Annotated in this window: 15 protein-coding genes, 2 tRNA genes, 3 rRNA genes and 1 pseudogene; 14 read left to right on the top strand and 7 right to left on the bottom strand. The window is 37.6% G+C overall.

The window, feature by feature from the left end; translation table 11 throughout:
- Window positions 1–381: 381 nt before the first annotated feature.
- The 6 genes from HQN62_RS15910 (at window position 382) to HQN62_RS15885 (ending at window position 8,747) form a co-directional block, all read left to right on the top strand.
- Window positions 382–1,908 carry an aspartate-alanine antiporter-like transporter gene (locus HQN62_RS15910; protein WP_173505104.1) on the top strand — a complete coding sequence of 509 codons (1,527 nt, stop codon included), beginning with the start codon at window positions 382–384 and terminating at the stop codon, window positions 1,906–1,908.
- 185 nt (window positions 1,909–2,093) lie between these two features.
- Window positions 2,094–3,503, top strand: a complete 1,410-nt coding sequence (aspA, locus tag HQN62_RS15905) for an aspartate ammonia-lyase (protein ID WP_116797506.1) — start codon at window positions 2,094–2,096, stop codon at window positions 3,501–3,503.
- A gap of 51 nt (window positions 3,504–3,554) precedes the next feature.
- Window positions 3,555–4,985 carry an aspartate ammonia-lyase gene (locus HQN62_RS15900; protein ID WP_243412110.1) on the top strand — a complete coding sequence of 477 codons (1,431 nt, stop codon included), beginning with the start codon at window positions 3,555–3,557 and terminating at the stop codon, window positions 4,983–4,985.
- A 60-nt stretch (window positions 4,986–5,045) separates the two neighbouring features.
- Window positions 5,046–6,104 carry a type II asparaginase gene (locus HQN62_RS15895; RefSeq protein WP_173505103.1) on the top strand — a complete coding sequence of 353 codons (1,059 nt, stop codon included), beginning with the start codon at window positions 5,046–5,048 and terminating at the stop codon, window positions 6,102–6,104.
- Between the two features lie 80 nt (window positions 6,105–6,184).
- Complete coding sequence (locus HQN62_RS15890; protein ID WP_173505102.1) at window positions 6,185–7,525, top strand: anaerobic C4-dicarboxylate transporter family protein; 1,341 nt, start codon at window positions 6,185–6,187, stop codon at window positions 7,523–7,525.
- Window positions 7,526–7,544: 19 nt separating this feature from the next.
- A complete protein-coding gene (locus tag HQN62_RS15885; protein ID WP_173505101.1) occupies window positions 7,545–8,747 on the top strand; it encodes a porin in 1,203 nt (400 codons plus the stop codon).
- Window positions 8,748–8,835: 88 nt separating this feature from the next.
- On the opposite strand, the gene rplT is transcribed toward HQN62_RS15885, so the two are convergent.
- From rplT to HQN62_RS15860, 5 genes are all read right to left on the bottom strand, one after another.
- Window positions 8,836–9,180 carry a 50S ribosomal protein L20 gene (rplT, locus tag HQN62_RS15880; protein WP_077371129.1) on the bottom strand — a complete coding sequence of 115 codons (345 nt, stop codon included), beginning with the start codon at window positions 9,178–9,180 and terminating at the stop codon, window positions 8,836–8,838.
- 146 nt (window positions 9,181–9,326) lie between these two features.
- Window positions 9,327–9,524, bottom strand: a complete 198-nt coding sequence (rpmI, locus tag HQN62_RS15875; protein ID WP_007810722.1) for a 50S ribosomal protein L35 — start codon at window positions 9,522–9,524, stop codon at window positions 9,327–9,329.
- A gap of 123 nt (window positions 9,525–9,647) precedes the next feature.
- On the bottom strand, window positions 9,648–10,145 hold the full coding sequence (infC, locus tag HQN62_RS15870; protein WP_217341293.1) for a translation initiation factor IF-3: 498 nt from the start codon (window positions 10,143–10,145) through the stop codon (window positions 9,648–9,650).
- A gap of 76 nt (window positions 10,146–10,221) precedes the next feature.
- On the bottom strand, window positions 10,222–12,168 hold the full coding sequence (thrS, locus tag HQN62_RS15865; protein WP_116797511.1) for a threonine--tRNA ligase: 1,947 nt from the start codon (window positions 12,166–12,168) through the stop codon (window positions 10,222–10,224).
- Window positions 12,169–12,181: 13 nt separating this feature from the next.
- A complete protein-coding gene (locus tag HQN62_RS15860; RefSeq protein WP_133243388.1) occupies window positions 12,182–12,391 on the bottom strand; it encodes a hypothetical protein in 210 nt (69 codons plus the stop codon).
- Between the two features lie 693 nt (window positions 12,392–13,084).
- On the opposite strand from HQN62_RS15860, the gene HQN62_RS15855 reads away from it, so the two are divergent.
- From HQN62_RS15855 to HQN62_RS15830, 6 genes are all read left to right on the top strand, one after another.
- Window positions 13,085–14,598 (top strand): 16S ribosomal RNA (locus HQN62_RS15855).
- 149 nt (window positions 14,599–14,747) lie between these two features.
- Window positions 14,748–14,821 (top strand) — tRNA-Ile (locus tag HQN62_RS15850).
- A 92-nt stretch (window positions 14,822–14,913) separates the two neighbouring features.
- Window positions 14,914–14,987 (top strand) — tRNA-Ala (locus HQN62_RS15845).
- A gap of 126 nt (window positions 14,988–15,113) precedes the next feature.
- Window positions 15,114–17,999: ribosomal RNA gene (locus HQN62_RS15840) — 23S ribosomal RNA — on the top strand.
- A 177-nt stretch (window positions 18,000–18,176) separates the two neighbouring features.
- Window positions 18,177–18,286, top strand: a 5S ribosomal RNA gene (rrf, locus tag HQN62_RS15835).
- The 16S, 23S and 5S rRNA genes sit together here with 2 tRNA genes alongside, the layout of an rRNA operon.
- A gap of 258 nt (window positions 18,287–18,544) precedes the next feature.
- A complete protein-coding gene (locus tag HQN62_RS15830; protein WP_173502900.1) occupies window positions 18,545–18,949 on the top strand; it encodes a T9SS type A sorting domain-containing protein in 405 nt (134 codons plus the stop codon).
- Between the two features lie 288 nt (window positions 18,950–19,237).
- On the opposite strand, the gene HQN62_RS15825 is transcribed toward HQN62_RS15830, so the two are convergent.
- Together HQN62_RS15825 and HQN62_RS15820 are read right to left on the bottom strand one after the other, a co-directional pair.
- Window positions 19,238–19,882 carry an endonuclease III domain-containing protein gene (locus tag HQN62_RS15825; RefSeq protein WP_173505100.1) on the bottom strand — a complete coding sequence of 215 codons (645 nt, stop codon included), beginning with the start codon at window positions 19,880–19,882 and terminating at the stop codon, window positions 19,238–19,240.
- Between the two features lie 90 nt (window positions 19,883–19,972).
- The gene (locus HQN62_RS15820) at window positions 19,973–20,410 is read right to left on the bottom strand and encodes a DUF4268 domain-containing protein (RefSeq protein ID WP_173505099.1); all 438 of its coding nucleotides are present in this window, start codon (window positions 20,408–20,410) and stop codon (window positions 19,973–19,975) included.
- Window positions 20,411–20,502: 92 nt separating this feature from the next.
- Here HQN62_RS15820 and HQN62_RS15815 point away from each other — a divergent pair, with 92 nt between their 5' ends.
- Entirely contained in the window at window positions 20,503–21,156 is a 654-nt protein-coding gene (locus tag HQN62_RS15815; protein ID WP_116797514.1) for an NUDIX hydrolase, read from the top strand.
- A gap of 97 nt (window positions 21,157–21,253) precedes the next feature.
- Window positions 21,254–22,062: pseudogene (locus HQN62_RS15810) on the top strand (lysophospholipid acyltransferase family protein).
- Window positions 22,063–22,067: the final 5 nt, after the last annotated feature.

Raw genomic sequence — 22,067 nt, 5'->3', positions numbered from 1 at the left:
TAAATTATGGAGAATTGAAAATATTGTGATTGTTAAGTTATTATGAATGTTTGTTAATTGTTTGAATATAATTGCTAATATTAATTATATTCAATATAAATTGATGAAAAAAAGTGTGATATTCTTTGTTATACTTATTTATGTATTAACTTTATTGTTAATTTAAAAGCTTGCCCCTGTTTTTAAAGTAGAGTGTATTTTGTTAATGGATTTTAAATCTGAAGTTAATGGAAAGTTTTGCACATATTTTACGGGATCATCCTGAGTTAGCCGTTTTTTTGACACTATCTCTAGGTTTTGCTTTAGGGCATATAAAAATTGGTACTTTTAAAATTGGGGTAGTTTTGGGAACTTTGTTCACAGGGGTTCTTTATTGGCCAATTGAACATCGAAATCCCCCCAATTGTCAAAACTATTTTCTTTGATTTTTTTCTTTTTGCCACCGGTTATAAAGTAGGACCACAATTTTTTCAAGGTTTAAAGAAAAATGCATTCCCTCAATTGATGCTTACAATTGTTATTTGTGTTAGCTGTTTGCTAATTGCTTTCGGGAGTTCCAAAATTTTAGGTTACGATACAGGTACTGCTGCCGGACTTTTGGCGGGAGCATTTTCAGAATCTACACTTATAGGTACTGCCTCTGAGGCGATACATCAACTTTCTATTTCTGAAGTAGAGAAAATAAAATTAATTAACCATATACCTGTTGCTTATTCACTTACCTATCTTATTGGGGCAACTTCTTTTGTTTTCTTTTTGACAACAATTGCTCCAAAGTTATTAGGAATCAATTTAGTTGAAGAGAGCGAAAAACTCAGCCAAAAATTAACTGGCGAAACGGAACATGAACCAGGTATACAATCTGCCTATCAAAGATGGATCATAAGAGCTTATCAAATAACCAATGAAAAATGGGTCGGACTTACCATATCCGAATTTGAAGAGCAAAATAAAGATTTAAGGTTAATCATTCAACGAATGAGACACAATCAAGAATTAATAGAACCTACTCCCAAAACAATTATTCAAAAAGATGATATATTGGTAATAATGGCTCAACATGGGATTATTTTGAACAGTCTCTCCAATATAGGTCCAGAAGTTTTAGATGAAGAATTGTTGAAATTCCCATTGGCGCACATGGATATAACAATCACAAATAAAGAAATTTCTGGAAAAACAATTAAAGAGTTACGTAATCGTTTCGGGAATGGATTGATGTTGGATAAGATTACTAGAGAGTATCAGGAGATTCCTTTTAACTTAAATACTGTTTTACAAAAAGGCGATGTTTTGAAGCTTACGGGCAAAATGGTTCTAATGGAAAAGGCCGCCAAAGAAATTGGATATTTAGATAGACTAAGTACTGCAACTGATATTGTTTTTTTAGGATTGGGAATTGTTTTAGGCGGACTTTTTGGATTGCTTTCAATAACTGTTTTTGGCATTTCAATTACGCTGACAGCCAGTGGTGGAGCATTGGTAATGGGATTGGTTTTTGGCTGGTTGCATTCACAAACACCAATATTTGGCAGTATTCCAGAACCTGCTTTGTGGATTTTTGACAATGTTGGATTGGCAACATTTATTGGATTGGTAGGGATGGCAGCAGGGCCTAGTTTTATTTCTGGACTTCAAGAAATGGGTTTTAGCATTGTTATCGCTGGTTTTTTTGTGTCAATCGTGCCACACATAATTGGGCTATTTTTCGGAAAATATGTTTTAAAAATGAACCCAATAATTCTGTTGGGTGCTCAAACGGGTGCTGGAACTTCAACCATTGGACTTAAGGCTATCCAAGATGCTTCGGCAAGTAAATTTCCAGTTTTAGGTTATACAATTCCTTATGCATTGGGGAACATACTGTTAACGGCTTGGGGACCAATTTTGGTTTCCATGATGAATTGATTTTATATTGAACTCAAAAAATATGGATTTTAAATAGAATCAAATGTAAAGCGTTATTTTTTTTCAAATGTTTTTTTATTTCTTTATTAAAAACAAATATTAGTATTAATCTTTATAAAAAATATAAATTTATATTACTTTTATTATAAAATAAAAAAAATTAAATTTAATAAATTAATGTTATTATGGAAGCAACAAGAAGAGAACATGATTTTTTAGGTGAATTAGAAATTCCAAATCATCTATATTATGGGATTCAAACATTTAGAGCAGTCGAGAATTTTAATATAACAGGTATTCCAATTTCGAGAGAACCATTGTTCATTAAGGCTTTGGGCTATGTGAAAAAAGCTGCTGCAATGGCTAACAAAGATTGTGGTGCTTTGGATGCTAAAATTGCTGAGGCCATTTGTTATGGAAGCGATCAAGTAATTGCGGGAAAATTTGATAAGGAATTTGTTAGTGATTTAATACAAGGAGGAGCTGGGACATCCGTAAATATGAATGCCAATGAGGTTATTGCTAACATTGGTTTGGAGTATTTGGGACATAAAAAAGGAGAATATAATTTCTTGCATCCAAATAATCATGTGAATTGTTCTCAATCTACAAACGACGCATATCCTTCTGCTTTTAGAATTGCACTGTATTTAAAGATGGATCATTTTATAAAAACAGTAGAAAATCTTGAAAAAGCTTTTGCAGCAAAAGGTAGCGAGTTCAAGAAAGTTTTAAAAATGGGAAGAACTCAACTGCAGGATGCAGTACCAATGACATTGGGACAGGAATTCCACTCCTATGCAACTACAATAGGTGAAGATGTTTTAAGGTTAAGAGAGGCTCAAAGTTTAGTGTTAGATATTAACATGGGGGCAACAGCCATTGGAACTAAAGTAAATGCTCCGGAAGGTTATCCAGAAATTTGTGTCAATTATTTGGCTAAAGAGGTTGGAATTCCATTGACATTGTCGCCAGATTTGATCGAAGCAACTGTGGATACTGGGGCTTATGTTCAAATAATGGGTACAATGAAAAGAACAGCGGTCAAAATTTCAAAAATATGTAATGATTTACGTTTGTTAAGTTCAGGACCAAGAACAGGATTTAATGAAATTAACCTGCCTCCTCGTCAGCCTGGCTCATCAATTATGCCTGGAAAGGTAAATCCTGTAATTCCAGAAGTTGTGAATCAAACCTGTTTTTATGTTATAGGGCAAGATTTAACCGTGACTATGGCGGCTGAAGCTGGACAATTACAATTAAATGTTATGGAGCCGGTAATTGCTTTTGCAATGTTTACCTCATTAGATTATATGTCAAATGCAATTCAAACATTAATTGATAAATGTATTACTGGTATTACTGCAAATGAGCAACATTGCTACAATATGGTAATGAATAGTATTGGAATTGTAACTCAGTTGAATCCAATTTTAGGATACGAAGAAAGTGCCAGTATTGCAGGAGAAGCATTAAAAACTGGAAAAAGCGTACATCAAATTGCAGTTGTGGAACGCAAACTTATTACTCAAGATAAATGGGATGAAATCTATTCAATAGAGAATTTAATTAATCCTAGGTTTATTACCTCATGATTTTATTTTAACTATAGTATTAGACTAATGAAAAATAAATTAAAAATTTTGATGATAGTATCTCTAGTTCTGCTAAGCTATTCGATGTTTGCTCAGTTTAGAACTGAAAAAGATTTACTAGGTGAAAAACAAATTCCTGCAGATGCTTATTATGGTGTGCAAACGGCCAGAGCATTAGAGAATTTTCAGGTAAGTGGTGTAAAGACAAGCTTTTATCCAGATTATGTAAGGGCATATGCAATGGTTAAATTAGCCGCTGCCAGAGCTAATGCAGATGTTGGTCGCATGAAAAAAGATAGACTTGACGCTATTGAAAAAGCTTGCCAAGCAGTAATTGACGGCAAGTACCACGATCAGTTTTTGGTAGATCTTTACCAAGGGGGAGCGGGAACATCTGCCAATATGAATGCCAATGAAGTACTTGCGAATATTGCCCTTGAATTAAGCGGTCATAAAAAAGGGGAGTATAAATTTATAGAGCCTCATGACGACTTGAACATGGGACAATCTACAAATGACGTCTATCCGACGACCATTCATGTCGCATTGCTATTACACAATGATAAATTGATGAAAGAGGTAAAGTTACTTTCGGATGCTTTTCATAAAAAAGGGGATGAATTTAATAAAATACTAAAAATGGGTCGTACCGAGGGTCAGGATGCTGTTCCAATGACTTTAGGACAGGAGTTCCATGCTTTTGGTTACCAACTTGATGCAGAAATTGAAGGCTTACGTAAAAGTGAAGCTTATTTGTATGAAGAAAACATGGGAGCTACCGCTATTGGTACAGGGATTACGGCTACCCCTGGTTATGCAGAAAAATGCGCTACACATTTAGCAAAAATTACAGGAAAGCCTATGAAATTAAGTCCAGATTTGATTGCAGCCACTTCTAGTATGCAAGGATTTGTGATGTATTCATCAGCCTTGAAAAGTTTATCCGTGGCAATTTCAAAAATTAGTAGTGATTTAATTATTCTTGCTATGGGACCACGAACAGGGTTATTTGAAATCAACCTGCCGGCCTTACAACCAGGATCGTCTATTATGCCGGGTAAAGTAAATCCTGTGATGCCAGAATTAATGAATCAGATTTGCTACAAAGTGATTGGAAATGATGTGACAGTTACATTGGCTTCCTCAAATGGACTTCTTCAATTGAATGCCTACGAACCTGTAGTGGCCATTTCTATTATGGAATCTCAAGCTCTTTTTTATAAAACATTGCCTTTATTTAGGAAAAATTGTATTGATGGTATTACTGCCAATGAAGAAGTCCTGAAACATTATATTGACAGGAGTGTAGGTATAGTTACGGCACTAAATCCTGTTTTAGGTTACGAAAAAACCACAGAATTGGCAAAAGAGGCACTTTCTACAAATAAAGGAATACTGGAACTTATCCGTGAAAAGAAATTATTAACGGAGGATCAAATCAAAAAGCTTTTGGATCCAGCAACCATGACGGGGCAGAAATAATGCTTTGAAGTCTTATAGATTATATAAACCGAAAATAAATTAACTATAACTTGATAAATTATGAAAAAGATTGTTTTACTATTTATGATCTCAGTTTTTGTTTTACCGGTGCAAGCACAAAATAAAGCACCAAAAACCTCGCCAAGAATAATTATTTTGGCAACAGGCGGAACCATCGCCGGTTCCGGAGAATCAGCAACTAAAGCGGCTTATACAGCTGGAAAAGTACCTATTGACGATTTGCTAAATGCAGTACCTCAAATCCATGATTATGGAAAAATAACTGGAGAGCAAATTGCCCAAATTGGCAGCCAAGATATGAATGTAGTAACTTGGTTGAAATTATCAAAAAGAATAAATGAAATTTTCAAAAACAATGAGGCCGAGGCGGTAGTGGTTACACATGGTACGGATACTCAAGAAGAAACTGCCTATTTTTTGGATTTAACTGTTATGTCGGATAAGCCAGTTGTTCTAGTTGGAGCAATGCGACCATCAACAGCCATGAGTCAAGATGGTAACCGAAATTTATTGGATGCAGTAATGGTTGCGGCTAGCCCAAAAAGCCAGGGAAAAGGTGTGATTGTTGCTATGGATGAAAAAATTTATGATGCCAGAGACGTGACTAAAACCAGTACTACGAATCTGGAAACTTTTCAATCCCGTAATTTTGGTCCAATTGGATTAATTTATGATGGTAAAGTAAATTACTACTATCAATCATTAAGAAATCCTTCCAAAAAGTTTGATGTCACAAGCTTGACTTCTTTACCTCAAGTTGAAATTGTTTATGGATATGCAGATGCTAGCCCCGTGTCAGTAACAGGAATAGCAAATTCAGGCGTAAAAGGGATAGTTTATGCAGGAATGGGAAATGGTAATTTCGGAGAGCCAGTAGGAAAAGCATTGGCAGATGCTGCCAAAAAAGGAATTTTGGTTTGCCGTTCTGCAAGAGCAGGTTCCGGCAGAATTACTTTAGACAATGAAGTGAAAGATAAAGAACTTGGCTTTGTGGTTTCTGATGATTTAAATCCTCAAAAATCTAGAGTTTTATTGATGCTAGCTTTGACAACTACATCGGATAGAGAAAAGATACAACAGTTTTTCTTTGATTATTGATTAGCTGAAAAGTGAATTTTTATAAGATTCACTTTTTTTGTTTCAAATAGAATAATAGTAATAACCTTAAATACAACTATATGATTTGGATTGAATTTGCTGTTCTTATCGGAATGATTCTTATAGGGTCACAAATGAAAGGAATTGGATTAGGTGTAATGGGCATGGTAGGACTATTCGTTTTTCTTTTTGTTTTCAAAATGAAACCTACAGATCCGCCGCTAGATGTGATGTTAATTATTATGGCAATTGTAACAACGGCTGCAACCTTACAGGCATCGGGAGGATTAGATTATCTAGTGAATTTGGCTGAAAAAATTATTCGAAGCAACCCATCAAATATCACATTTATAGCGCCTTTTACGGTTTACTTTTTATGTCTGTTTGCAGGAACTGCTCATATAGTGTATTCCTTATTGCCTATTATTTCTGAAGTGTCGGCTAAGAAAAGAATTCGACCTGAACGACCATTGAGTATTTCGGTTATTGCTTCCCATTTGGCTCTTACGGGAAGTCCTATGAGTGCGGCAACAGCGGCTTTGGTGGTTATATTGGGTTATCCTGGCGCTTTGGTGGATATTATGATGATTTGTATTCCAGCATGTATCATAGGTTTGTTACTTGGTTGCTTTTCAGTTTTTAAAAAGGGAATCGAATTGAATGATGATCCTGTTTTTATTGAAAAAATGAAAGATCCTGAATTTGCAAAAAGTATGCAAGCAGATGTTGAAGGTGAAGTAAAAAGTTTAAAACCTGGAGCTAAAACTTCGGTTTTAATATTCACATTTGCAATAATTCTCATTGTAATTGCTGGTGCGTTCCCAAATTTAGTACCTAGTTTTGAACCTGGAGCCAAAACTCTTGCAGTTGCTGCTAATGGTTCTTTATCTATGGTTACAATAATTAGCGTAATAACACTTACTGCTTCTGCGGCCATGATGTTAATCACTAAAACAAGTACTTCAGATGTTACTAAAGCCTCTTTATTTACCTCTATGGCTTCAGCTGTAGTGTCCGTGTTTGGCGTTGTCTGGATGAGTTCTACTTTTATGCATGCCAATAATGATATAATACAAGAAGCCTTAGGAGGTATTGTTAATGCATATCCTTGGACTTTTGCTATTGCAGTTTTTATTATGGGGGTTTTGATGTTTAGTCAAGCGGCTACTACTAAAACAATGATGCCGTTGGGAATTGCTTTAGGACTTCCTTCATCGGCATTGATAGCTATATTTCCAGCTGTAAACAGTGATTTTGTTTTACCTGGATATCCAACATTATTGGCAGCTATAAATTTCGATAGAACTGGAAGTACTAAAATAGGTAATTATGTCATCAATCACAGTTTTAATGTGCCAGGTGTGATTGCCATTGGTGTTGCGATCGCAGTTGGATTCTTGTTGGGATCGTTTTTATTATAAATTATAAAATTTAATAATTATGAAAAAATATTTTATTTATTTAATGATTGGACTTTTGCCAATTATTTCTTTTGCTCAAGTAGAGCAGACGGAAAAACAAACTAATGAGGGAGATTTTTTTATACCAGATTCACTAAAATCTTTGATACCAATTACGAAGCAATCTTTATTAAGAGATGTTGATGTGATTTTTAATTCACGGATGGCTTACAATAGTAATTTTATGGATGGCAGTCATACACTGTCAGAATTTAATGTGAACCAGCTCCGTTTTGAAATGAAAGGAAAAATTCATGATAAAGTATATTTTAGATTCCGTAACAGATATACTAGAGAACCTATTCCCGGAAATTTGGATAATATAAGTCGATCAGTCGATCTTGCTTTTTTGAGAATTGATTTATCTAAAAGCACAAAGCTTTCTTTTGGAAAATTATGTGCCGATTGGGGAGGTTTTGAATTTGATTTTAATCCTATTGACATATTAACCTATAATGATATTATTGAAAACGCCGATAACTTTTTGGTAGGTGCAGGTCTATCTCATGATTTTGCCGATGGTAAAAACTCAATTTCTTTTCAAGTATTAAATTCTAGAACTAAAACCTATGAAGAACAATATGGTAGTACGGCTCCACCAAGCATAAATCCTTCTGAGTATCCATTGGCAATGGTTGCTAACTGGAGAGGGAGTTTTTTTGATGGTAAATTTGAAACCACTTATAGCTATAGTTTCTTCAACGAAGCACAAGGAGCCCATATGAACTATTTTGCGCTTGGGAATAAATTTAAAGCAAAAAATTTCGTTTTGTATTATGATTTTCAATACAGTGATGAAGGGCTAGATCGCAAAGGAATTGTCTCAAGTATAATTAGCAGTCAATATCAATACGCAGCACAAAATGCTCTTTATGTAGAAAACTGGGTAAGAGCAGAATATTTGGTGGCACCTAAGATTAATTTACTTTTAACAGTGATGAATAGTAATCATTCATGGAAAGACAATCCAGATCCAAATGGTAGTTCAAAACTATCTACCAGTTACGGTCTTATCCCAACTATACAGTATATGCCTTTCAAAGATTTCAATATAAAATTTTATGTGGCCTATACGGCTAGAAGATATGAATATACAAACTATGCTGAAAATGCTTTCGGGGTCAAAGATTATACAACTGGTCTTTTAGGTTTTGGTTTTATAGCTCCATTATTAGTTCTGTAATTTGTTGAGTACAATAAAAACAAAAAACCCAATCTTCCGATTGGGTTTTTTTATAAGTAAGTAATTCTAAATTGAGTTTATATAACGTTTATTTTACTTTATTAAGTACTGCTTTGAAAGCTTCAGGGTGATTCATCGCTAAATCAGCAAGAACTTTACGGTTCAATTCGATTCCGTTAGATTTTACTTTACCCATGAATTGAGAATAAGACATTCCTTCCAATCTAGCTCCAGCGTTAATACGTTGAATCCATAATGAACGGAAATTTCTTTTATTCACTTTTCTGTCACGGTATGCATAGCACATTGCTTTTTCTACCGCGTTCTTTGCAACTGTCCAAACGTTTTTACGTCTACCAAAGAAACCTTTGGCTTGCTTCATTATTTTTTTTCTTCTTGCTCTTTTAGCAACTGAATTTACCGATCTTGGCATAATTTTATTGTTTTTTTGTAGCAGGCGTCCTGAATTTAATCAAAGGAACTTATGGCCATACTCCAAGGTTATTGAAATTGTTTTTAACCTAAAGAAATCTATAAGTTTTTGTCTTAATACTTAATTCTCAAGACTTAATACTTTTATTAGATAATTCTTAATTGTTGTTTGATGCTTTTCATATCTGTAGAGTGAACTAGCGCTGAGTGAGTCAAAGCTAATTTACGTTTTTTAGATTTTTTAGTCAAGATGTGACTTTTGAAAGCATGCTTTCTTTTAATCTTTCCAGAACCAGTAACTTTGAAACGTTTCTTGGCGCTAGATTTGGTTTTCATTTTAGGCATTTTTTCCTAGTGTTTTAATTTATTATTACTTACTTAATCTTTTGTTTAAAGTTTCAGACTTCAGGTTTAAAAACTGAACAATGAAAACTGAATACTATTTTTTATCTGCTTTCTGCAAACTGATTACTTCTTCTTTTTAGGAGCAATAAACATAATCATTCTCTTTCCTTCAAGGACGGGCATTGCTTCAACTTTTCCGAATTCTTCTAAGTCAGTAGCCAATCTCAATAATAAGATTTGCCCTTGGTCTTTATAGATAATTGAACGCCCTTTAAAGAATACAAAAGCTTTTAATTTCGCTCCTTCTTTTAAGAATTTTTCAGCGTTCTTTCTCTTAAATTCGTAATCATGCTCATCAGTTTGAGGACCAAAACGTATTTCTTTTACTACTACTTGAGTAGATTTCGCTTTTAGAGCCTTATCACGTTTCTTTTGTTCGTAAACAAATTTCTTGTAATCCATGATTTTACAAACCGGTGGCTCTGCGTTTGGAGAAATCTCAACTAAATCCAATTCAAATTGGTCAGCTAATCTTAAAGCTTCTGCAAGTTTAAAAACTCCAGGCTCTATGTTTTCACCCACAAGTCTTACTTCTTGTACACCGCGAATAAAATTATTTATTCTGTGTGCATCCTTTTTTTCTACGCGAGGTTGGTAACCTCTGTTGCTTCTTATTGCTATGACTTTATAATTTAAGTTAAACTGTAAATACTTTTAATGTTTTTTTGATTTCCTCGTCAACAATCGAAGCAAATTCTTCTATTGTAACGCTGATATTACCTTTTCCTTCTTGACCATGGCGACGAATAGAAATGGTTCCATTTTTCTCTTCTTCCTCACCAACAATCAGCATAAACGGGATTTTCTGCATTTCTGCATCTCTAATTTTCTTTCCTATCGTCTCGCTTCTGTTATCAATTAGGGCGCGAATTTCGTGATTTTCTAGCAGATTTAAAACTTTTTTAGCATAATTTTCATATTTCTCACTCAAAGACAGTATAATTGCCTGCTCAGGCATTAACCAAAGTGGGAAATTTCCTGCCGTGTGTTCTAATAAAATAGCAATAAAACGTTCCATTGATCCAAAAGGTGCTCTGTGAATCATTACAGGTCTATGTAATTCATTATCAGATCCTTTGTAAGTCAATTCAAAACGTTCAGGTAAATTGTAATCTACTTGAATTGTTCCTAATTGCCATTGTCTGCCTAAAGCATCCTTTACCATGAAATCCAGTTTTGGACCGTAGAAAGCAGCCTCTCCGTATTCAACAACGGTATTCAGTCCTTTGTCTGCTGCCGCATTGATGATTGCATTTTCTGCTTTTTCCCAATTCTCATCAGAACCTATGTATTTATCTCTGTTCTCTTTATCTCTCAATGAAATCTGAGCAGTAAAGTTTTCGAAGCCTAATGAACCAAATACATAAAGTACTAAGTCAATTACTTTTTTAAACTCCTCGTCCAATTGCTCTGGAGTACAAAATATGTGAGCATCATCCTGAGTAAACCCACGTACACGAGTTAAACCGTGTAATTCACCACTTTGCTCATATCTATAAACTGTTCCAAATTCAGCATAACGCTTTGGTAGATCTTTGTATGACCAAGGTCTTACATTGTAGATCTCACAGTGATGAGGGCAGTTCATCGGTTTCAATAAAAACTCCTCTCCCTCAGCAGGAGTGTTGATTGGTTGGAAGCTGTCTGCTCCATATTTGGCATAATGTCCAGAAGTTACATATAACTCTTTTTGACCAATATGTGGAGTTACAACTTGCTCGTAACCTGCTTTTTTCTGTGCTTTCTTCAAAAACTGTTCCAATCTGTCTCTCAATGCAGCTCCTTTAGGTAGCCATAATGGCAAACCTTGGCCTACTTTTTGAGAAAAAGCAAACAATTCCAATTCTTTTCCTAGTTTTCTGTGGTCACGACGTTTCGCTTCTTCAAGTAATTCTAGGTATTCAGTTAAATCTTTCTGTTTCGGGAATGAAGTCCCATAAACACGAGTTAATTGCTTGTTTTTTTCATCACCTCTCCAGTAAGCTCCAGCAACACTCATTACTTTCATTGCTTTGATGATTCCTGTATTTGGAATATGTCCACCACGGCATAAATCAGTAAAAGTTGAATGATCACAAAAAGTGATAGTTCCGTCTTCAAGATTAGAAATTAGTTCTGTTTTGTAAACATTGTCTTTGTACATCTCCAAAGCTTCGGCTTTAGTAACAGGGCGCATTTTAAATTCGTGTTTTTCTCTCGAAATTTCAAGTACACGGTCTTCAATTTTCTTAAAATCAGCTTCAGTGATCTTTTGATCTTCAAAGTCAACGTCATAGTAAAAACCATTAGAAATAGCAGGTCCTAGAGTTAATTTAACTCCAGGGTACATTTCTTCAAGAACTTGAGCCATTACGTGTGAAGTCGAATGCCAAAAAGCCTTTTTACCATCAGCATCATTCCAAGTATATAATGTAAGACTGCCGTCGGTTGTCAGTGGTGTAGATGTTTCAATAGTTGTACCATTAAAAGATGCCGAAATTACATTTCTGGCAAATCCTTCACTAATGCTTTTTGCAACATCCATCGGAGTTACTCCTGGAGCAAACTCTCTAACTGACCCGTCGGGCAAAGTAATCTTAATCATTGTTTTTTATATTTTAAGATTGCAAATATAAAGTATTAGCAAAACACATACAATAGATATATAAGGTTTGTTCTATATATAAGTATAAAATCCAAATAGGTGTTGTTGTAAAAGAGGAATCCGAATGATCAGGAGCTATTTCCAGCTGTACACTATATCTGTTGTCCCGAACCCCGGGACAACAGGATGCCGCTTCCATCTGGGCTAGGGCATCAGTTTTCATAAGATGCAAATTGAAAAAATTACGCCTTATATATAAGGAAGAATATTAGAGGAGGAAATCATTCTCAAAATGCTCTCAATCCCGTCAAGATTGGGATTATGCTCTTAGATGTACCGCCCCGAAGGTGTCAAAGCGTAAAGGAAGTGGTTCTAAAGTTTGCTTTTCAGTGTCTCTACGAGAAAATAAAGCATTGTTTACGGCATTTCGTGCGAAACTCACAAGGGTTAAAAATCAAAATAAAGCCCAATAACCAAGCTGAACTTCGATAAACTCCTAAATCCTTCAAAAAGCTCTTGATGTAAATTTCAAGTTATCAGTCTGTTAAAAAATAAACGCAAAATAATTGCAAAAAGCCATTGTTTAAACGAATAAACTAGCTACTTTTGCACCCGCAACAACGCACAAGTTCTTTTACATACTGGCAAGCAAACGAATTGAGATTGAAAATTTATTTTTAAAAAAGATTTAAAAAAGCTTGTGAGAGAAGAAAAAGCTTTGTACTTTTGCACCCGCTAATCGAGAGACTGGCGCACAAAAAACAAGAAGAACACGTTCCTAGACATATTGAATTGACAGCCGTTCTGATGAAAATCAGAACAAAAGAATAAGAGTAATAGAATCGGAAGATTTGAATAAAGAACCACTAGAACTTCAGTCAAACATTAATAGCTTAAGCAATTAAGCAAGCAATATACGATGAAGAGTTTGATCCTGGCTCAGGATGAACGCTAGCGGCAGGCTTAACACATGCAAGTCGAGGGGTATAGTTCTTCGGAATTAGAGACCGGCGCACGGGTGCGTAACGCGTATGCAATCTACCTTTTACAGAGGGATAGCCCAGAGAAATTTGGATTAATACCTCATAGTATGTGAGAATGGCATCATTTTCACATTAAAGTCACAACGGTAAAAGATGAGCATGCGTCCCATTAGCTAGTTGGTAAGGTAACGGCTTACCAAGGCTACGATGGGTAGGGGTCCTGAGAGGGAGATCCCCCACACTGGTACTGAGACACGGACCAGACTCCTACGGGAGGCAGCAGTGAGGAATATTGGACAATGGGCGCAAGCCTGATCCAGCCATGCCGCGTGCAGGATGACGGTCCTATGGATTGTAAACTGCTTTTGTACGAGAAGAAACACTCCTTCGTGAAGGAGCTTGACGGTATCGTAAGAATAAGGATCGGCTAACTCCGTGCCAGCAGCCGCGGTAATACGGAGGATCCAAGCGTTATCCGGAATCATTGGGTTTAAAGGGTCCGTAGGCGGTTTGGTAAGTCAGTGGTGAAAGCCCATCGCTCAACGGTGGAACGGCCATTGATACTGCCAGACTGGAATTATTAGGAAGTAACTAGAATATGTAGTGTAGCGGTGAAATGCTTAGAGATTACATGGAATACCAATTGCGAAGGCAGGTTACTACTAATGGATTGACGCTGATGGACGAAAGCGTGGGTAGCGAACAGGATTAGATACCCTGGTAGTCCACGCCGTAAACGATGGATACTAGCTGTTGGGAGCGATCTCAGTGGCTAAGCGAAAGTGATAAGTATCCCACCTGGGGAGTACGTTCGCAAGAATGAAACTCAAAGGAATTGACGGGGGCCCGCACAAGCGGTGGAGCATGTGGTTTAATTCGATGATACGCGAGGAACCTTACCAAGGCTTAAATGTAGATTGACCGGTTTGGAAACAGACTTTTCGCAAGACAATTTACAAGGTGCTGCATGGTTGTCGTCAGCTCGTGCCGTGAGGTGTCAGGTTAAGTCCTATAACGAGCGCAACCCCTGTTGTTAGTTGCCAGCGAGTCATGTCGGGAACTCTAACGAGACTGCCAGTGCAAACTGTGAGGAAGGTGGGGATGACGTCAAATCATCACGGCCCTTACGCCTTGGGCTACACACGTGCTACAATGGCCGGTACAGAGAGCAGCCACTGGGTGACCAGGAGCGAATCTACAAAACCGGTCACAGTTCGGATCGGAGTCTGCAACTCGACTCCGTGAAGCTGGAATCGCTAGTAATCGGATATCAGCCATGATCCGGTGAATACGTTCCCGGGCCTTGTACACACCGCCCGTCAAGCCATGGAAGCTGGGGGTGCCTGAAGTCGGTGACCGCAAGGAGCTGCCTAGGGTAAAACTGGTAACTAGGGCTAAGTCGTAACAAGGTAGCCGTACCGGAAGGTGCGGCTGGAACACCTCCTTTCTAGAGCCTTAGTGTTAGTAGTAATACACGCTGAGGAAAGAAGACGAAAAGAACTATTGGTTACAAAAACAAAGATTATATTACTCTTGCTGTTAATTTAAAAAAAACATGCGTAAAATTAAAAAAAGCGCAAAAATAAGAATGAAGAGTGTCTCGTAGCTCAGCTGGTTAGAGTACTACACTGATAATGTAGGGGTCGACAGTTCGAGTCTGTCCGAGACAACTATTTTCACCTTTAAAAAAGGAAATTCTAGAGTTGAGAAGTTAAGAGTTAGACTAATAACTAATTACTAACAACTAATAACTCAAAAAATTGGGGGATTAGCTCAGCTGGCTAGAGCGCCTGCCTTGCACGCAGGAGGTCAACGGTTCGACTCCGTTATTCTCCACAGATCCGAAAGGATAAAAGTTCATTGACATATTGAGATAAGAAATAATAAAAAGTAGAAAGCAGTTTTTTCTAATTTATTAGAGAAAGCGAAAAAAAACGGTCGTAATTGATTTTACGATTGGTACAATAAGCAAAATAAGGGCGTATGGGGGATGCCTTGGCTCTCAGAGGCGATGAAAGGCGTGATAAGCTGCGAAAAGTTACGGGGATTGGCACACACGATATGATCCGTAAATACCTGAATGGGGCAACCCACTATGTTGAAGACATAGTACACCGATAGGTGGGCAAACCCGCTGAACTGAAACATCTAAGTAGGCGGAGGAGAAGAAAACAAAAGTGATTCCGTAAGTAGTGGCGAGCGAACGCGGATTAGCCCAAACCAATGTTGTTACGGCAATGTTGGGGTTGTAGGACCACGAGATTTAATGCGGATAGAATTAGAATCTACTGGAAAGTAGAGCCAAAGAAGGTGATAGCCCTGTATAAGTAATAGAAGATATTGATAGTGGTATCCTGAGTAGGGCGGGGCACGTGAAACCCTGTCTGAATTTGGCGGGACCATCCGCTAAGGCTAAATACTCCTGAGAGACCGATAGTGAACCAGTACCGTGAGGGAAAGGTGAAAAGAACCGTGAATAACGGAGTGAAATAGATCCTGAAACCATACGCTTACAAGCGGTCGGAGCCCTTTCGTGGGGTGACGGCGTGCCTTTTGCATAATGAGCCTACGAGTTAACGTTGCTGGCAAGGATAAGTGGTTAAGCCACGGATCCGTAGCGAAAGCGAGTCTGAATAGGGCGCTTTAGTCAGTAGTGTTAGACGCGAAACCGTGTGATCTACCCATGGGCAGGATGAAGCGCTGGTAACACAGTGTGGAGGTCCGAACCGGTTGACGTTGAAAAGTCTTCGGATGACCTGTGGGTAGGGGTGAAAGGCCAATCAAACTCGGAAATAGCTCGTACTCCCCGAAATGCATTTAGGTGCAGCGCACGGCGCAAAGTTATATAGAGGTAGAGCTACTGATTGGATGCGGGGGCTTCACCGCCTACCAATTCCTGACAAACTCCGAATGCTATATAATGTTTCCGTGCAGTGAGGGCTTGGGTGCTAAGGTCCAAGTCCGAGAGGGAAAGAACCCAGACCATCAGCTAAGGTCCCCAAATATATGTTAAGTTGAAAGAACGAGGTTTGTCTGCCCAGACAGCTAGGATGTTGGCTTGGAAGCAGCCATTCATTTAAAGAGTGCGTAACAGCTCACTAGTCGAGCGGACGAGCATGGATAATAATCGGGCATAAACATATTACCGAAGCTATGGATTTAGAGTTTACTCTAAGTGGTAGGGGAGCATTCTAACAGGGTTGAAGGTGTATCGTAAGGTATGCTGGACTGGTTAGAAAAGAAAATGTAGGCATAAGTAACGATAATGCGGGCGAGAAACCCGCACACCGAAAGACTAAGGTTTCCACAGCTATGCTAATCAGCTGTGGGTTAGTCGGGACCTAAGGCGAACCCGAAAGGGACAGTCGATGGACAACGGGTTAATATTCCCGTACTACTGATTACTGTGATGGGGTGACGGAGTGATGAAAGCGCCGCGAACTGACGGAATAGTTCGTTGAAGTACCTACCTATAAGCTGCGCAGGCAAATCCACGCGGCTTGGGGAAATACGATAGTACTCGGAGTCTTCGGACAAAGAGATAGTGCGCCTAAGGGCTTCCAAGAAAAACCTCTAAACTTCAGGTAATTAGTACCCGTACCGCAAACCGACACAGGTAGTCGAGGAGAGAATCCTAAGGTGCTCGAGAGATTCATGGCTAAGGAATTAGGCAAAATAGACCCGTAACTTCGGGAGAAGGGTCGCCTCTGAGTAATCAGAGGCCGCAGTGAAGAGGTCCAGGCGACTGTTTATCAAAAACACAGGGCTCTGCAAAATCGTAAGATGAAGTATAGGGCCTGACACCTGCCCGGTGCTGGAAGGTTAAGAGGAGATGTTATCTTCGGAGAAGCATTGAATTGAAGCCCCAGTAAACGGCGGCCGTAACTATAACGGTCCTAAGGTAGCGAAATTCCTTGTCGGGTAAGTTCCGACCTGCACGAATGGTGTAACGATCTGGACACTGTCTCAGCCATGAGCTCGGTGAAATTGTAGTAACGGTGAAGATGCCGTTTACCCGCAGTGGGACGAAAAGACCCTGTGCACCTTTACTATAGCTTAGTATTGACCTTGGATAAATGATGTGTAGGATAGGTTGGAGACTGTGAAGTGGCGTCGCCAGGCGTTGTGGAGTCATTGTTGAAATACAACCCTTTGTTTATCTGAGGCCTAACCCCGAAATTCGGGGGACATTGCTTGGTGGGTAGTTTGACTGGGGTGGTCGCCTCCAAAAGAGTAACGGAGGCTTCTAAAGGTTCCCTCAGTACGCTTGGTAACCGTGCGTAGAGTGCAATGGCATAAGGGAGCTTGACTGAGAGACATACAGGTCGATCAGGTACGAAAGTAGAGCATAGTGATCCGGTGGTTCCGCATGGAAGGGCCATCGCTCAAAGGATAAAAGGTACGCCGGGGATAACAGGCTGATCTCCCCCAAGAGCTCATATCGACGGGGGGGTTTGGCACCTCGATGTCGGCTCGTCACATCCTGGGGCTGGAGAAGGTCCCAAGGGTTGGGCTGTTCGCCCATTAAAGTGGCACGCGAGCTGGGTTCAGAACGTCGTGAGACAGTTCGGTCTCTATCTACTGTGGGCGCAAGAAATTTGAGTGGATCTGATTCTAGTACGAGAGGACCGAATTGGACTAACCTCTAGTGTATCTGTTGTCCCGCCAGGGGCACCGCAGAGTAGCTACGTTGGGAAGGGATAAGCGCTGAAAGCATATAAGCGCGAAACCCACCACAAGATGAGATTTCTTTTAAGGGTCGTGGGAGATGACCACGTTGATAGGCTATAGATGTAAAGGCAGTAATGTCATAGTCGAGTAGTACTAATAACCCGTAAGCTTATGTACACCTTTTCCCCCGATGCAAGTCGGGGGGAGAAACTTTCTAATACTTTTTATATTCTTTATCTCAGTATGTTAAGATATTAGTTTTAATTATTAATGGTTAATGATTACCCGAGGCGAAAGCCGAACGGAGCGAAGCTAATTATTAATTAAAAAAGTTGTCCAAAGCAACTAACGACTTAAGGTGGTTATTGCGGCGGGGCTCACCTCTTCCCATCCCGAACAGAGTAGTTAAGCCCGCCTGCGCAGATGGTACTGCAGTTATGTGGGAGAGTATGTCGCTGCCTTTTTTTACAAAACCCTGTTTCGAAAGAAACGGGGTTTTTTGTTTTATAAAAGTTTTAGGTTTTTAGTGGATTTTATAAAAATAGCAATTTTAAAAACTATTCAAAATTACCCTAGATAGATACTAAATTGTCTTAATATGTAATATATCGTTTTCGTAATGTTAAAATAGCATTTGTATCGGAAAATGCAGTTGTGTTTTAAACAGAATTATGATACTACTTTAGCAATAGAAATTATTACTAATTTAAAACGACAGTATTATGAAAACGATTTTAAAACTTAGTCTGGTGGTATTGGTAGCGATGACTACGATGAGTAGCTATGCAATCGACGGTGATTTTTTACTTAACGTAAAAAAAGGAACCGGTAAAGAAATTAGTTTTTCGGTGAATGAGATTCAGAAAGCCAATGTAACAATCTACGATAAATCTCATAATGTAATCTACTCTGAAATAGCCACCGGCAAAGGAGGGATTATGAAAACGTATAGCCTTGAAGAGTTTCCTGACGGGGTTTATTTCCTGGAAGTGGAAACCAATCTGAAGAAAGTGACGCACGAGATTGTGATCAACAATGAGGTTTCTACACTATCGAGAAAATCAGTGGCCGAGGTGTACAAAGGGGATCTGAAAATGAAAAACCAAAATGTGGCCACGGTGAATTAATTGGGTTATTTTAAAAAAAGTGCTTACTTCGAAATCACAAAAAACAGCTCCTCTTTGGGGCTTTTTTTTTGTTTATAGGACAATACTAAATTTAATCATTAAATACTAAATACGGTTATGGAAACGTGATTGCATGAGGGATGGAAATGGCATCTCCCGATTTAGAAAAACAAGGCTTTTTGCCGTAGTTTTTGTTAATCGGGAATATAATGGACAGCCCGACCCTTGCGGTCATGCCGTAATAATAAGGATAAAAATTGGGAAGTTTTTAAAGAAGAATATAACTCTTTATTTTTTATTGGTTTTATAATACAAACAAATTGTATTAATTGGACATATTTCACATTTTGGCTGTGGTCTGCAAATTTCTCTACCTAAAAATGAAATAGCCATACCAATTTCTCTCCAAATGTTTTTTGGCAAAATTTGCATAAGTTGTTTTTCGACTTTATTACCGTCCTGTGTCTCCGAGATTAATCCAATTCTTGGAGTGACACGAATAACGTGTAAATCGGCAATGATACCTTCTGCAGGAACTCCTGCTTCTCGCATGATAACGTTAGCGGATTTTCGTCCAATTCCTTTCAAAGCGGTTAAATGCTCCATGGTGAGTGGAATATTTTCGTCTTTTTGGACTGTTTGTACAATCTCGATTAACCAGTTGGCTTTGGTGCCAAAATTTCTAACTTTGGAAATATGCGGGATTAATGCATCAACATTCGAAACAGACAGACTTTCCATATTAGGAAAAATTTCAAACAAGGAAGGGGCTATTTTGTTAATGTTGGCATCCGAATCTTGAGCCGAAAGGACGACCATAACGACCAGTTGATATAGATTTTGGTAATCTAGTGGATGTTTTCGGTCTTTGTATCTTTCTAGAATTGGGGTTAATTTAGTCTCCCAATCATTTGTTTCTCTAAATAAATCCATTTTGATTTTTGATTTAGGATTAACGATTTTTGATTGTAGATTTCGTTCTGCTGCTTTAAATCTCAAATCAGCACTCGTTAATCAGCAATCTTAGATCTCAATATCTTTTATAAATTCATCGTACTCGAAGTAAAATAGTTCCAGAGCATTCATTTTTTCATGGAAAAAATCAAATATCTCATCCCAATACTTGCGGTTGCTTACACTAACATTTAGTTTCTCGACCCAAACACGGCTAATGGTTTTTCCGTTTTCTAGAGTGTGGTTTTTTTCAAAAACCAAATCTTTGACAAATTCTTCCTCGAGTATGTTTTTTAATGCTTGGAGTTTTTCAAAATATTGAATACGCAATTCTGCATTTCTCATTTCGATATCGATATGTACTTGGGCTTTGGTGTTTTCGACATAAAATTTAAAAGAGAAATCTTTGATTTTAGTATCATACAAGACCCATTTTCTTGGATATTTTTGTGCAAATTCGACCCAAAATTCGTGTTTTAGTTTTTGATTTTCTTCTTTGCTGTACATATTGTTGGGTTTTGGATGTTTAAAAATTTGTTTGGCACTTATTTCTAAAGTATATTTAGATATTATTTTATTTGCAAAAATAACCTTTGATTATGGATTTTCAAGATTTTTTACAAATTGTTCCTCATTTGGATGCTGTAAATCTTCCTGGTGAGGCTGCCCATAATGTTATGGTACCGCAACAGCGTCTTGAAATTACAAAAAAAATAAATTTTAATGAAATAAAGCCAAGAAATGCTGCAGTTATGATGTTATTTTATCCTAAAGACAGTATAACTCATTTGGTTTTGATTGTTCGAAATTCATACAAAGGAGTTCATTCTTCCCAAATAGCTTTTCCGGGAGGGAAGTATGAACAGGAAGATGCCAATTTTATGCAAACAGCATTAAGAGAAACCTACGAGGAAATCGGAATTCATCAGGATAAAATTGAAGTGCTAAAAGCGTTTACCCATTTATACATACCTCCGAGTAATTTTATGGTTTACCCTTTTTTGGGAATTTGCAGGGATGAAATAGCTTTTTATCCTGATCCTAGCGAAGTAGCAGACATAATTGAATTGCCATTGACTACTTTTTTAAGTGATTCCATTGTAGTCAATACAGAAATGACAACATCTTATGCAAAATCCATTGAGGTGCCTGCGTTTAAAATTGAGGATCACATTGTTTGGGGAGCGACAGCCATGATGTTAAGCGAATTAAAAATTGTTTTGAATTCTGTTTTGAATAAAATCAATTTTTGAATGGTTAGTTTTGTTAAAAGCATCGCCTTTTAATATTAAAAAAGGAAAAATAATCGTAATTTTGCAATCCCAAATCTAAAAACAAACAATCAATCTTATGGGATTATTTAAACGAAATCCTTTTGGACACATACTATTTATAAAAAAATGGTTAATTAGAATCTTCGGATTTATTAGCCACAGACGTTATCGTGGTTTTAATGAACTGCAAATTGAAGGTTCTGAAATTATTAAAAAACTTCCTGATACAAACGTTCTTTTTATTTCTAATCACCAAACTTATTTTGCAGATGTAACAGCGATGTTTCATGTGTTTAATGCCAGTTTAAGCGGGCGTGAAGATTCCATAAAAAATGTTTGGTATATGTGGAACCCAAAATTGAATATTTATTATGTAGCAGCTAAAGAGACAATGCATGCAGGTTTATTGCCTAGGATTATGGCTTATGCAGGTGCAATTACCGTTGAGCGTACTTGGCGAGCTAAAGGGCAAGATGTAACCGAAAAAAAGGATGTAAATCCAAATGACACGGAGAATATTAAGATTGCATTGGCTGATGTTGGGTAATTACTTTTCCGCAAGGAACAACCAAGTCTTTTAAGCCAGTTCGAAAAGGAACTGCACACATCATAAAACAACACAGACCTATAGTTGTGCCAATTGTAATTGATGGTTTTCGACGCTCGTTTTGCAAGAAAGGATTGTATATGAAAAAGAAGGGTATTCTTCAGTCACTTGTCATCAAAGAGCCTTTGGCTATTGATTATGATAATGATTCCATTGATGAAATTGTTGAAATGGTTGAATACGCAATCGAGCAACATCCATCTTTCCTGAAAGTCATTCCACTAGAAGAATTGCAGGAGCAAGAAGAGCTGAATAAAAAGAGACAATGGGAATATTAAAAAAA

The sequence above is a fragment of the Flavobacterium sp. M31R6 genome (assembly GCF_013284035.1).
Classification (GTDB): Bacteria; Bacteroidota; Bacteroidia; order Flavobacteriales; family Flavobacteriaceae; genus Flavobacterium.
Note: the sequence above shows the minus strand (reverse complement) of the source record. Positions and strands in the feature narration are given on the sequence as shown.

Coding starts and splice junctions, on each gene's coding strand:
- aspA (WP_116797506.1), top strand. CDS start 2,094: ATGGAAGCAACAAGAAGAGAACATGATTTTTTAGGTGAATTAGAAATT.
- HQN62_RS15900 (WP_243412110.1), top strand. CDS start 3,555: ATGATAGTATCTCTAGTTCTGCTAAGCTATTCGATGTTTGCTCAGTTT.
- HQN62_RS15895 (WP_173505103.1), top strand. CDS start 5,046: ATGAAAAAGATTGTTTTACTATTTATGATCTCAGTTTTTGTTTTACCG.
- HQN62_RS15890 (WP_173505102.1), top strand. CDS start 6,185: ATGATTTGGATTGAATTTGCTGTTCTTATCGGAATGATTCTTATAGGG.
- HQN62_RS15885 (WP_173505101.1), top strand. CDS start 7,545: ATGAAAAAATATTTTATTTATTTAATGATTGGACTTTTGCCAATTATT.
- rplT (WP_077371129.1), bottom strand. CDS start 9,180: ATGCCAAGATCGGTAAATTCAGTTGCTAAAAGAGCAAGAAGAAAAAAA.
- rpmI (WP_007810722.1), bottom strand. CDS start 9,524: ATGCCTAAAATGAAAACCAAATCTAGCGCCAAGAAACGTTTCAAAGTT.
- thrS (WP_116797511.1), bottom strand. CDS start 12,168: ATGATTAAGATTACTTTGCCCGACGGGTCAGTTAGAGAGTTTGCTCCA.
- HQN62_RS15860 (WP_133243388.1), bottom strand. CDS start 12,391: ATGAAAACTGATGCCCTAGCCCAGATGGAAGCGGCATCCTGTTGTCCC.
- HQN62_RS15830 (WP_173502900.1), top strand. CDS start 18,545: ATGAAAACGATTTTAAAACTTAGTCTGGTGGTATTGGTAGCGATGACT.
- HQN62_RS15825 (WP_173505100.1), bottom strand. CDS start 19,882: ATGGATTTATTTAGAGAAACAAATGATTGGGAGACTAAATTAACCCCA.
- HQN62_RS15820 (WP_173505099.1), bottom strand. CDS start 20,410: ATGTACAGCAAAGAAGAAAATCAAAAACTAAAACACGAATTTTGGGTC.
- HQN62_RS15815 (WP_116797514.1), top strand. CDS start 20,503: ATGGATTTTCAAGATTTTTTACAAATTGTTCCTCATTTGGATGCTGTA.